We start from the raw sequence: 12,617 nt of genomic DNA, 5'->3' as shown, positions 1-12,617 counted from the left end.
CACTTTTGAAGGTGTCGTTGGTTGTGCCAGGGAAATAATACAGTCGGGTATAAAGTAGTCAGGAATGGAAGCGGCGAAAGCCTTATGCGCTAGTTACTCGCCAGCGCTTCGACTTCGAACACCTGACCAAAGCGTTCAAAGGTTTCGGCTGCTTTTTGCATGATCTGTTGCCGGGTCGGTTCTTCCCGGCCGATCTCATTCATGACATCCTGGAAGATCTTCCACATGCGGCCGGCATCCGATCCGTAACCCGAGAAGAACGAAAACCCTTTCGTAATACCGCGCTTTTGCAGCATCTGGATGATATAGGGGCCTCCCATAATAGAACCTTCCAACACGTAAAGTGCGCCTATGGCTTCGGCTGCGTTGTGGATCAACGGCGCCTCCGCCCGGGGCAATTGCTCTGTGGTAGCGTTCAGCGCCTCAATGTCTGCCTTCAGGAAGGAGCTGGTACGCCGCTGTTCATAATCGGGCAGGATGATGGTGATAAATGGCGCGATGGATCTTTCCACTGCATTGAAGTAGGCATAGAAGTACTTTAAAAATCGGGCATAGTCTGCAGGAGATTCAATAGTTTTTATTTTTTGAACGACCCGCTTTTCTAATTGCTGATGTGCTGTTTTGGTTATTTCTCTTATTTGAACCGATACCATACTTTTTGTTTTTAAAATAAGGCTACAAATTTGGATGTAATCCAATGGCATTATCTATGCGATCTGTATTCTTTTGTATGAAAACTGTATTATTTAAATCGGCCAGCTATTTTATCAACCAGGATATCTTTTTTTTGTGCCCATGTTCCGGGCAGGGTTACTGGCTTTCTTCATTTGTCATGGCGTGTGGGCAAGCGCCCAGCGCATCGTCACGCTGAGCAGTGCCCATACCGAAACGGTCGACGCGCTTGGGCTGGGTAAGCAGATCGTGGCGGTCGATGTGACCAGCGAATATCCCGGCTATGTTAAGAAATTGCCACGGGTTAGTTCCAATCGTTCGGTATCTGCCGAAGGCATTTTATCCTATCGCCCAGAGGTAGTGGTAGCTGAGGCTGCTGATATACCCCTCACGATTCAGCATCAGCTGAAGGCTTCAGGCGTTCGGCTGGTCCTGACCCGACAGGAGTTTTCAGTCAGGGGAATGGTAAGATTCATCAGGCAGATTGCGGAAGGATTGGGTGTCGCAAAAAAGGGCGAGCAACTCGCGAGTCAAACCGTTACCGCCACTGCAAAGGCGGTGGCTTACGTAAAAAAATACCAGGGGCCTCAACCCCGGGTATTGTTCCTGTATGCACGCGGTGTAGGCATGATGAGCGTTGCGGGGAAGGACAACAGCATTGATGCGATGATCCGGCTGGCCGGCGGAACCAATGTTATTAAAGCATTCAGCGATTTCAAACCTTATAGTACGGAAGCTTTGGTGAAGGCCAACCCCGATGTTATTTTGATGTTTGACATGGGATTAAGCAGCCTTGGCGGCAAGGCCGCGGTGTTGTCTATGCCCGGCGTATCACTAACCAATGCCGGTAAAAACGGGAGAGTGGTGGCCATGGATGCGCATCTGCTGACCAACTTTGCCAGCCGGCTTCCGCAGGCCATTATTTCGCTCCACAAAGCACTGATGTTGTAGTTAAGAGGCGTATGAATAAGAAGATATTATACATCCTATTGATTGTGGCGCTCATGGTTTCCGTTCTTCTCTCGCTGAGTATGGGCGCCGTCCACGTACCGTTGAAGGATATTACTTCTTTTTTTATACAGCGATTGCGGCTGACTGCCATCGTTCCTGAAAATATTACTTATGCCGGTATCATTGGTGAAATACGGTTGCCGCGCACGATCCTTAGCGTGCTGACAGGTGCGGCATTAGGTATGTCAGGCGCTGCTGTGCAGAGCGTGTTTCGCAATCCGTTGGCCGAGCCTGCATTAATAGGGATCTCGTCAGGCGCTTCGCTGGCCGCGGCTTTTATCATTGCGATGGAGCCCTGGTTCCTGATAAGCCTGGGAAATCTTTCAGGCCATTATCTGCTGGCTTGCGGGGCGTTTATTGGCGGAGCAATAGCCGCTTTTTTAGTGTATCGGCTTTCCAGAGCCAATGGCATACCGCACACGACCACGATGTTGCTGGCAGGCATTGCGATCAATGCACTGGCAGGGGCGCTCACCGGACTGATGTCTTTTATTGCTGACGAGCGACAACTGCGCAGCATCACTTTCTGGCTCATGGGCAGCCTTGCCGGTGCCAACTGGAAGGCTGTATGGGGAACACTTCCTTTTGTGCTCCTTTGCCTGCTGTGGCTGCCGCGTCTTGCCAAGCCGCTCAATGCCTTTGCACTGGGCGAAACACAAACCAACCTGCTGGGCATGCAGGCCAACTGCGTGAAAACAAAAGTAGTGCTGCTGGCAACAATGGCCACCGGTGTGTCCGTTGCCTTTACCGGCATCATCGGTTTTGTAGGCTTGCTGGTGCCTCACATGTTACGGCTTATAGCAGGAACGGACAACCGCTTCCTGATACCCGCATCTGCCATCCTGGGGGCGTTGGTGTTGACACTTTCTGACCTGGTAGCGCGCACCATCGTGGCACCGCTGGAACTTCCCATCGGTGTTGTAACCGCTTTATTGGGCACGCCGGTATTTTTATATATACTGATCAGGGACAAAAAAAATCTTTATACCCGGTAAAAGAAATAGTAGCATGTTGCGGATCGAGCATATTTTTTATACAATCAAAGAGCACCAGCTGATTCAGAACATCAGCTTTGTCGCGCGCCCCGGGGAATTGGTAGCTGTTCTGGGTGCCAATGGTGCAGGGAAATCGACATTGATCCGGCTGCTTTCCGGCGAGATCCGTCCGGACAAGGGACTTGTCAGTTTAGGTGGCCGCACCTTGCAGCAATATGGTGCGGTGGAGCTGGCGCGTAGGCGGGCCGTGATGTCGCAACAAGTAACCATGTCCATGGATTTTACCGTCAAAGAGGTGGTGCTCATGGGACGTTATCCGCATTACCAGATCAAGGCGTCTGGTGATGACCACAGGATAGTGGAGGAGGCACTGTTGCTTTGCGGGTTGGAATATCTGGCGGATCGTTCGATCCTCACCCTCTCGGGCGGTGAACAGCAAAGGGCACATCTGGCGCGGGTTCTGGCCCAGGTTTGGGGAAATACAGACGCACTGATTCTGATGGATGAGCCGACAGCGGCGATGGACATTCAGCATCAGCAGCACACACTAGCTATCTTGAAAGCGTTGAGCCGGAAAGGCTGTATTGTCGTATCCGTATTGCACGACATGAACCTGGCTGCCCAATACGCAGACAGGATCTTACTTTTGAAAAACGGACGGAAGTTCTTTGATGGCGCACCCGAGGAAGTGCTTACTGCACGAAACATCTACACTGTTTTTTCAGTAGATGCAGAAGTCTGTGCCCACCCGGTAACCTTGCGGCGACAGGTCTTTACCCGACCCGTGTATCTGAATGACGTTGATTTCAGGCCAGTGCGCTAGGCGACACCCCGTAATATTTTTTAAAGGCGGCACTAAAATTATTCTGATGTGAAAAGCCGACTTGCAAGGCTACTTCGTAAACACTCTTTCCATCTCCCGTCAATAGCTTACGGGCATACTCCATCCTGAGACGGGTAACATAATCATAGATCGTCGTACCAAAATATTCTTTGAAGCCGCGGCGGAGCTTGAATTCGTTCAGGCAGGCTTGCCTGGACAATTCCTTTTGGGTGGGCGGATCCGTAAAGCGCTGTTCCAGTATCTGGCGGGCACATTCAAGTTTGTCCAGGTCATCGCTGCAAATCGTAACGCACGGCGAGTTTTCGTCATTGCTCTTCAGCTGTTCCAGCTGGTACATCAGCAGTTCCAGTATATGTGCCTCCGTGTGGATCCTTTTCATTTCATTCTGATAATTGCAGTTGATCATGCTTTCAATGACCCGGCGCATTTCATAAGTCACCTGGAAATCTTCTGTGCTGAAGCTGGTATAATGGCCGGCGGCGATATTGTTGGTAAAATCTTCGTGCAACACCGATTGCCGGTCTACGAGATTAAAATAGTAATCTTTACTAACGACCACCAGGAAGTAAGTGTACTCTACATTTTCCTGCAAGGTGTAGATCTTTTGTGTAGATGGAATGTAATGCAGGTTGTGCCGGCTGCGGCCATATAAAATATTAGGCCTCGGATTTCCTTGCTCCGCCTGCGTTTTAGAGGACGCGTTTGTTTTCCGGTAGAAAACAAACTGACTGGTAATGGTTTCCCCCTCCACAACCGTTTGAATGGAAAGCGGCTTGTTGAGTTGGATAACGGAGTACATAACGAACAAGCCGCCCGTTGTCAGATAGCGGGTCTGAATGGACCCGTAATCATTATTGAACCCGGCCTCTTTTTCGGAAAACTTATAATCCGGCGTAAAACTTTCCGGAACGTCGGCTTCGATCAGCCAGCCATCCAAATTTTCCAATTTTGTTTTGATAACCATTGGATGCTATTTATTTAAAAACCTGTAACATGCGGCGGCCCAAAAGGCATGATAGGTTAGCCGGAAAGACGAAGTCTCTACAGGTTTGGTACAATTAAATTTGTTTCGGAGCGAAGGTACACGGTCGGCAAATGAACACATTTACGATTTTGGCAAAAGCTGTTTACGATTTTTGGAATTTCTGCGAACGAAGAGGGTTGCGATAAGGTCCGGCTACAAGAGGGCACGAGGAGCCGGAGGGTGGCCCGCCAGCCATATCCATCAGGCTGGCCGAAGCTCAGTTTAACAAGTCCAGGCGGCCGGTGATCGCCTAAACTTGAAATGATATTGTCTGATCAGGATGGACAGCGTGGACTTATCGATCCTTTGATTACAGCATGACAAACGCGTTCAACAGCAAGCTGTAAAAACCTTCCGCCTGCTCGTGGGTAAACAATAGCTGCAGCCCGCTGAAAGGCATTTGTATCATCAGCGATTTAACGGCTCCGCTTTTCCAGATGGAAGTATTGTTGGTGATATGCTCAAATCGAAGCAGCAAGGTTTTGAACTCTTCTTCGCTCAGCGTCATCAGCATTCTTCTGAATCCGATAACGATACGGTTACCGTCTTCAGTGTAAACTACTTCATCTTCCTCTTTATTGACATATAGTTCCCGAAAGTGTGAGATCATATTTGTACTTATTTTTAAAATGGAATACCCAGATCATTTTGGACGAGGCAATAGCTTCAGCCGGTGCTCCAACAAGCCAGGAGGGGCATCGCCGGGTTTAAAAGATGTTCCGACCGTGGGAATCAGAGATAGCTTTTGAGCGGGCGCTTTTCCAGTGATGAGTTGCAGTGTGCTGTCTGTAGCGTCCTCCATGTCTGCAACCACGACATCGGGCGTCATCCCTTCAAAATAATCATACCAGCTGTCTGCATTTTTGATGAGAAAACTGCTCAGGTAGACGTTGTATTTGTCGATGCGGACAGGGAAAAAGCCAACAGGTTTGCCGTAAGTCCTTTGTCCGACGAGCTGTACATTTAAATAGGGTTTTAAAATGCTGATCAGCATCTCCGCAGCGGAAGCGGTGTTGCTGCTCACTATAAAATATATATTCCTGATGCTGTTTAGGTTTCCCTTTTTACTGAAGTGATACGTATTACCGGCTTCGGTATAGTCTACATCCGCCATTGTAGCGTTTCGCCCCTTATAGCGAACGGGGTTGCCGTTCTCATCGAGATAGGCCTGGTGTCGCAGGATGGGCGCTTTGCCGTTCTGCATTTGTGCATTGTATTGTTCGGAAAACATTTTTTTACCGTGCACGAAAGAGGGCGCCACAAGATTGGCCACATACTCCGCGGTCGCCACATATCCTCCCTGGTTGTCACGCAGGTCAATAATGATATGGCGGGGTGCTAACGCTTCAAATCCGGTAAAACTATTGTCCAGCAGGCTCTGGCATTGGCTCAACTCCGGGAAAGAGCCTATGGCGATATAAGGGATCTTATGCCCGTCAATGTCAATCACCTCGCTGTTAAGCACCGCATTGGAGGCATCGGAAGTGGCGGCCATACGAGCGGCGGTGCCCGGACTGTCGTCTATATAAGAATACTTTGGACTTTTACCCTTAACGGATGATTCATAGGCAAGAGCAGTCGCCGGATTGATTTTCAGTTGAGTAATGTCAAACAGCTCAGTTCTGAAAGCGTGAACGTCAGGCTCGATATCGCCATACCTTTCCCGTGGCTTGAATACCGAATAGGGAGGTAAGACCTCGTTCCATAGATATACCTGTCTTGCATAGAGATAGATACTGTCGATCGTGAACGCTGTCCGGCTGCCTGTGAGCGGAGCAATATCTCCGGCGAATAGGTCAGGAGCCTTTTTGGTGCAGGCTCCCGACAAAATCACCAAAGACAGATTAATCGCTAAAAGTCGAAAAGAGAAAGACATGTATCTGATTTTATAAAATCAAAGCTTTACCAGATGCTATAAAAAATCTTCTAAAGCATTGAGCGCAATTGATACGCTGAAAATTATTCCCCTATGGTAAGTGTTTTCCCGGTTGGTATTTTAAAATAGGAAACCCGAACATTCTCTTTGTTGGAAATGATAATTCTGCTAATGTTTCCTGCGGGGGCGTCATCCGGAATTCTAATTTTTATGGTACTCCCCTTCTCTACCACGATCGGCGCTTTAAAGGCTCCTCCCGAAGTCGAAAAGCTGGCTATATCCCCATCTGTCAGGATATAATATTTTGTGGCGGCCTCGGGGTGGGTCAGAGTAAGCTGTTCGCCTCTTTTAACGGTTTTCCCAACATCCGGACTGTCATGTTGCAATAGACGCGGAAGAACGATATGTACAGATCCTTTAACAATGGTATGTTTAGCAGTCACCATTTTTACTTTGTAATATCCCGTGTCTATCTCCTTGATGAAAGGTATCAGTAATGAAACGCCTGTTGTTGAAAACTCATTGGTTGTATCGACTGATACGGGTATGTCTTTATTTTCCGCATTCACCAGGTAAAATTTGCTTTTTAGAGTATCCGGTATAAAGTATTGCCCCGATAATCCCACGCTGGTACCCAGCTCTCTTTGCTCGCTTACTTCAAACTCGGGAGCCGGCTCATTAATGACTGCTTTTAGATAATATTTTTTTGTGCTGCCATCCTGAGCGGTGACCGTGAACGTAGTACCGGTTTTAAAATCCACCTTCGCGCCTGATGCGGGGCTAATGGAAGCGCCAGGTGCCAGGCCAATTTGAGTAGTCACTGTTTCGGGAACGATTTGGAAAGGAGCCCAGTAGATGATGATGGTATCATTGGCAACAGATCCTTTAGCCGTGTGGCCTTTATCATCCGTCACGCTAAAAGTCTCGATATGGGTATATGGCGTTTTCAAATATTCTTTCTTGCAGGAACAAAAAAGAAAGCCCCATCCTATAAAGACCAGAGAAATATGGTTCAGGTATTTTAATGTAGACATGATGTATCAATAATTTAAGAAATTAAGAACAGTGCGGTTGTGACAACCGCACTGTTGCTTATGAAGCATTCAATGGTGTTTTGTTCCGGATATTATTCAACCAACCCGATATCGAACTTGTATACACCTCTGTTATTGACTGGACTACCTTCTCCGTCGATATTGGTAGCTTTGAAGGCATAGGTATCGATACCGTCATTGATAAACATCACTACGTTGCTCACCGGTGTAGCTTGGTGGGTGATGGGGTTATAGTTCCACCATCCGTTTGGTGCGCTTGCCGTGCCGGTATTTCGGCCGAATGTACTTACAGCGTTCGCTGCATCATAATCAGCCTCTGTAATAGTACTTAAAGATTTGCTGGTGACCAGGTATTTATAGGTATAGCCAGATGCAGGGCTCACCGTACCGTTATTGATACCTGTAAATAAAAGGTTCTCTGCAACGGCTCCTGTCGCGTCCTGCGCACCGGTGATGATATTTACATAGCGGGTACCGAAGCCGGACGGGCCCAAAGCCGGGTTGCCATAGTTTCCGTAGATCGTAACCGAACTGATAGATGGTACAGCGGCCGTGGTATTGTCAAGCTTTAACGGAGCTACATCGCTGTTTTTCTGACAGGAAGCCATAACTAACGAGAGACTTATTACTGCTAATGCTGTGCGGGACAGACTTTGAAATTTTTTTTTCATGTGTTTTAATTTTTAATGAATGGAACTGTTTATTTACTGCCTGAGCGGAACCGATGGCACGTAGCTTCTTTAGGCGCCGATTAAAGCACAGCGCTCATCTGATTCTCTCAAGAATTTATACGATCGAATTCAAACCGGATACACATTGATCCTCCGGCGCTACTTTATGATCAGTTCAGCGGTATGGGTGATTGGATCCCAATCGCCAAACTTGAAAGTGAAAGTGGAAACCCCATGTTCGCCTTTGGGCAAGCTATCTGGAATTTTCAGATGTGCTTCGCGGCGGTTGCTGGAGGGGTCAATAATAAGGTCGTAGTCTTTACCGGCCACGGCTACCTTCACCCATTTCAAATCGATAAACAATCCGCCAGTATTGCTCCCCGTAAAAGCAGTGGCCTTGAAAGTGATGGTTGCTCCGCGCGAGGTTTCTATCGGATACCAGGACTGTGCAATTTCAGGTACCGCATAAGTGATATGCAATGGCTTTTCCATTTTAACCGTATGGCCTAAATAACGCAACGTCACTTCATACCGCCCGCTATCGGCGGTTTCCGGGATGAGAATACCTGCGAGAGAATAGGTGCCCGAATGATCGGTTGTTAAATGAGCATCTTGCAGGTGCGGGGTGATGGTCGCTTTCGTAGCCAGGTTTACCAGGTCTACGCCGAGTGTGCCTGTTTCCTTACTTAAAAAATTGCCAATAATACGCGGCATGTATTGAGCGGGATTGGTTTCAAATTGATCCTGGTTCCACCCGATCTGTAACCCGGGGGTATTTTGTGGCACAATGCTTAGTTTATAAACACGTATACTTCCGTCGGCCCCCTTCACCCTGTAGCTCTGAGTAGTGTCATCTATCGCTACGGGTAATATCTTCGTGCTTAAAGTAGCACCTTCTTCCACCTTGATTTCTGGCTGTATCACCTCCAGGCCCAGGTAGAAAGGCAGGTAGACTGTGATCAAATTTTTGCTATGGTCAATAGCACCGTAAATTTCCCCGTCGGTAATATTGGTTACCCTATAAGAAAGCATGCGGTTTGCAGGCAGCTTCTCATAATCGATTGTTTTTTTGCAGGCGCTAAAAACAATAAGCAGTGTAAAACATACAGCATAAAGGTTTCTGGTTTTCATCTATATAGCTTTTATAAATTTTTGTCAGATCGAACTCGCACAACAATTATCAGCGCTTTGGCTATCGTATAGCCTGCTAATGGTTATGCTCATTTCATTTTATTATTGGTTCATATTTTTCTTTGATGTATACAACTCTCGTAGCTCCCACATCCTGTTTTTGACTTCCGACCTCGGACCTCCGACTTTACCTCATCTCAAACCCGGAAGCCGAGGCGGGCACAATCACATATTCGAAAGTGAAATACATGTGAGGCGTTTTTCTGAACATCTTGTCCGGTGTAAAAACATCTTTATACACACTGATCATCCTGATCTTTGCAAAGTCACCGCTCGCCAGTCTCACGATGACCGTCCTTACAATGTTTTCGCCTTTGTTCGTTTTTATAGGATTGCCCAAGGCATAGGCCACATGCTTCTTCTCTTCGCTGCCGTCGCCTACCGTTGTTCCTCCGAAATCATAGAGATACCAGCCGACTCCTTCTCCAAATGAACCCGCATCGTCAGTACCCAGAATAGCGTTGCCTGTTTTGAAGCTGTTAGCAGGCGGTACTTCAGTCACTTCATCAAAGGTCTTTTCTACAATAGCAATACCACCTTTGCCAGGACCTCCTTTTCCAAAGTTTTTGCCATCAGTACCATTATTGCCTCCTAATGAGGCGTTGTACAGGCTACTGAAAGAAAGGTCCCAAAGAGAGGTTTTGGCATAGCTGCGGGGCTGTACCTTTTTATAATCCAGGCTAAATAAAATTTCAACTTTCGGTGCCGTCGGGTCTTCATCATTGGATTCCGCCGGCAGGTTTTCCACTCTCTGCAACTTATAATAGGGTACCATGTCTGCTGCGCGGGCGATTACTTCCGGTTCCGGATCGGGCTTAAGCGGGTTGTCTTTTGTACAGGATGCAGTAAACAAGGCGGGAAGCCAAAGCCACATCAGTAGTCGGGCAAAATGTATATTTCTTTTTTGGGTTGATCTGACCATGTTATCTTATCATTTAGAAGTTAGTATTCAGGCAAGGAGCCTGTGGGTTACTGTTGTCTCTATTCATTTACAGGCGGTATCATCAGTCTTTGGTTTTCAGGTTCCGGCTCCCGTCCTGCTGCACGTAATACTTGAAAGTAAAGTAGGGCGCAGGCCAGTTCAGATCGGTAACCGCAGGCGGGTTGCCTTTGTAAACATTGATCAGCTGCAGTTTCGCATATTTTCCATCGGGTAGCCGGATCACGTAGGTCCGATTCGGCACCGGCTTCACCAGGTGGGTATTCAAGTCGTAAAAAAACCAGCCCACCGAGTTTTCTGATGAGGCCCAACCTATTTTCTGAATAGTACTGTTGTTAAACTCGAGGTCGGAAGCAGCTTCCGTTACCTGGTCGTAAGGCTGGTCGTACATCACTACTGCCGTGTTCGTGGCGGCGCCCTGGAAGCCAGGATTATATTTATAAGAAGCATTGTTGACAAATACTTCGCTGTTGTAGGGACCGGTGAAAGCAATGTCCCAGTCTTTCGTTTTTAGATAAGCAGCCGAGTCTGCCGCGTTTCTGATCCATATTTGTTTCTGATCTTTGAACCGGAACAGGAAAATATGGAAGGCTCTTTTTTCTTTTCCGTCCACGCCATCACTCATTGATGCGCCTGTGTCGCCCGCCAGGTCATAGATCACCGTGCTCTTGCCGTCCTCGAGCGAAACGATACTGTCTTTTTTAGAACAGGAGGTGATGCATAACGCACAGGCTGCGCTCAATACCGACATGAAGAGCCATTTTTTTATCCATTCATATTGGCCGCTCCGCCGGATGGGTCTTCGCCTCTCAGAAAGATTTGTTTTAAGCTGTTTCATCAGATGATGGTTTAAACGATACTGGTGATTTTTTCCGGGACTGCAGTTGAATCAATGCTCTTAGTAGTATCAACAAGTTGCTGCAGTTCGGCAAGAGCAAAATTGCCGCTCTGCGAAGGGAAGTCTATATTACAAGTGTATTAAGATGTATTCAAAATGTATTATGACATTGGTATTACAATTGAACATGACAATGGGCAATGAACAATTGGAAACTGGCAATAGGCAATACCAATGAGGCTGGCAGGTGTGCTAAGGACCGGGCCATTTTCAAGACGCCTGAGCGCATGGATTACTGAGGTTGGGTGAAAAGAATCTTTTCGGATGACAAAAAAATTAGTTTGATATTACTAAATATATTAGTTTTGCTGTTGATAAATATTTTAGACAGGATATAGCTAAATTGTATTTTTGATTTATGGCAAAGACAGATAAATTACCTGAAGTAGATATAAACAGCGAAAAATTTAAGGCGCTGAAACTTACCATGGAAAAGCTTGATAAAGATTATGGTAAGGGTAGCGTAATGATGATGGGAGAAAAGGCAGTTGAGAGCCACCCGGTGGTATCAACGGGCTCCATTGGCCTCGATACGGCCTTAGGCATCGGCGGTTTACCGCGTGGCCGGGTGATCGAGATATATGGTCCGGAATCGTCCGGTAAAACGACCGTTGCGACCCACGTGATCGCACAGGCGCAAAAAAAAGGCGGCATGTGCGCTATCATTGATGCCGAGCATGCTTTTGACAGTGTTTATGCCCGGAAATTAGGCGTAAACGTTGATAACCTGCTGATCAGCCAGCCCGACTACGGCGAGCAGGCGCTGGAAATTGCTGACCGCCTCATCCTTTCCGGAGCGCTCGACGTGGTGGTGATCGACTCTGTGGCGGCGCTGGTGCCCAAAAGTGAATTAGAAGGAGAAATGGGCGATAGCAAAATGGGTTTACACGCCCGTTTGATGAGCCAGGCGCTGCGTAAGCTGACGGCGACCATTTCCAAAACCAATACCATTTGTATTTTTATCAACCAGCTTCGTGAAAAGATCGGCGTTATGTTTGGTAACCCCGAGACGACAACCGGGGGTAACGCTTTGAAATTCTACGCCTCTGTAAGGCTGGACATCCGCCGTCAGACCCAGATCAAAGACGGAGATGAGACCATCGGTAACCGTGTCAAGGTTAAAGTGGTGAAAAACAAAGTGGCCCCTCCTTTCCGTGCCGCAGAATTCGATATCATCTTCGGAGAAGGTATTTCTAAAACAGGAGAGATCATCGATATGGGCGTCGATCTGAATATTATTCAAAAAAGCGGTTCCTGGTACAGCTATAATACGGACAAGCTGGGTCAGGGTCGCGATGCCGTAAAAAATCTGTTGAACGATAATCCTGAACTGGCCGGAGAAATCGAGACCAAGATCAGGGAAAAAATTGCGGAGCTGAAACAGGCTTAAAACCGTACCGGTATATTTTATTTGATGGGTTAGTGTAGCCGCCTCACAAA

The 12,617-nt window shown here is 47.5% G+C and carries 13 protein-coding genes; 4 read left to right on the top strand and 9 right to left on the bottom strand.

Annotation, left to right across the window (positions count from 1 at the left end; all coding sequences use genetic code 11):
- Positions 1-89 precede the first annotated feature (89 nt).
- A complete protein-coding gene (locus tag ACU37H_RS09720; protein WP_472701717.1) occupies positions 90-653 on the bottom strand; it encodes a biliverdin-producing heme oxygenase in 564 nt (187 codons plus the stop codon).
- A 142-nt stretch (positions 654-795) separates the two neighbouring features.
- Here ACU37H_RS09720 and ACU37H_RS09715 point away from each other — a divergent pair, with 142 nt between their 5' ends.
- From ACU37H_RS09715 to ACU37H_RS09705, 3 genes are read left to right on the top strand one after another with little or no spacing between them, the layout of a single operon-like run.
- On the top strand, positions 796-1,623 hold the full coding sequence (locus ACU37H_RS09715) for a heme/hemin ABC transporter substrate-binding protein (RefSeq protein WP_472701718.1): 828 nt from the start codon (positions 796-798) through the stop codon (positions 1,621-1,623).
- A gap of 11 nt (positions 1,624-1,634) precedes the next feature.
- On the top strand, positions 1,635-2,678 hold the full coding sequence (locus ACU37H_RS09710; protein ID WP_472701719.1) for a FecCD family ABC transporter permease: 1,044 nt from the start codon (positions 1,635-1,637) through the stop codon (positions 2,676-2,678).
- Between the two features lie 13 nt (positions 2,679-2,691).
- Positions 2,692-3,501 carry a heme ABC transporter ATP-binding protein gene (locus ACU37H_RS09705; RefSeq protein ID WP_472701720.1) on the top strand — a complete coding sequence of 270 codons (810 nt, stop codon included), beginning with the start codon at positions 2,692-2,694 and terminating at the stop codon, positions 3,499-3,501.
- Here the strand turns inward: ACU37H_RS09705 and ACU37H_RS09700 are convergent.
- The 8 genes from ACU37H_RS09700 to ACU37H_RS09665 form a co-directional block, all read right to left on the bottom strand.
- Positions 3,485-4,486, bottom strand: a complete 1,002-nt coding sequence (locus tag ACU37H_RS09700; protein ID WP_472701721.1) for an AraC family transcriptional regulator — start codon at positions 4,484-4,486, stop codon at positions 3,485-3,487. The genes ACU37H_RS09705 and ACU37H_RS09700 overlap by 17 nt on opposite strands.
- Before the next feature lie 370 nt (positions 4,487-4,856).
- On the bottom strand, positions 4,857-5,156 hold the full coding sequence (locus ACU37H_RS09695; RefSeq protein WP_472701722.1) for a hypothetical protein: 300 nt from the start codon (positions 5,154-5,156) through the stop codon (positions 4,857-4,859).
- Positions 5,157-5,189: 33 nt separating this feature from the next.
- The gene (locus tag ACU37H_RS09690) at positions 5,190-6,422 is read right to left on the bottom strand and encodes a S41 family peptidase (protein WP_472701723.1); all 1,233 of its coding nucleotides are present in this window, start codon (positions 6,420-6,422) and stop codon (positions 5,190-5,192) included.
- A gap of 83 nt (positions 6,423-6,505) precedes the next feature.
- The gene (locus ACU37H_RS09685) at positions 6,506-7,456 is read right to left on the bottom strand and encodes an SGBP N-terminal domain-containing protein (protein WP_472701724.1); all 951 of its coding nucleotides are present in this window, start codon (positions 7,454-7,456) and stop codon (positions 6,506-6,508) included.
- Positions 7,457-7,548: 92 nt separating this feature from the next.
- Positions 7,549-8,148, bottom strand: coding sequence for a hypothetical protein (locus ACU37H_RS09680; protein WP_472701725.1), 600 nt, complete (start codon positions 8,146-8,148; stop codon positions 7,549-7,551).
- A gap of 159 nt (positions 8,149-8,307) precedes the next feature.
- Positions 8,308-9,279 carry a hypothetical protein gene (locus ACU37H_RS09675; protein ID WP_472701726.1) on the bottom strand — a complete coding sequence of 324 codons (972 nt, stop codon included), beginning with the start codon at positions 9,277-9,279 and terminating at the stop codon, positions 8,308-8,310.
- A 187-nt stretch (positions 9,280-9,466) separates the two neighbouring features.
- Positions 9,467-10,261, bottom strand: coding sequence for a hypothetical protein (locus ACU37H_RS09670; protein WP_472701727.1), 795 nt, complete (start codon positions 10,259-10,261; stop codon positions 9,467-9,469).
- Positions 10,262-10,343: 82 nt separating this feature from the next.
- The gene (locus tag ACU37H_RS09665; protein WP_472701729.1) at positions 10,344-11,117 is read right to left on the bottom strand and encodes an HmuY family protein; all 774 of its coding nucleotides are present in this window, start codon (positions 11,115-11,117) and stop codon (positions 10,344-10,346) included.
- 418 nt (positions 11,118-11,535) lie between these two features.
- Here ACU37H_RS09665 and recA point away from each other — a divergent pair, with 418 nt between their 5' ends.
- On the top strand, positions 11,536-12,567 hold the full coding sequence (recA, locus tag ACU37H_RS09660) for a recombinase RecA (RefSeq protein ID WP_472701730.1): 1,032 nt from the start codon (positions 11,536-11,538) through the stop codon (positions 12,565-12,567).
- Positions 12,568-12,617: the final 50 nt, after the last annotated feature.

This window comes from Niabella sp. ZPM-14 (assembly GCF_055693045.2).
This window is presented reverse-complemented; position numbering and strand designations above follow the sequence as displayed.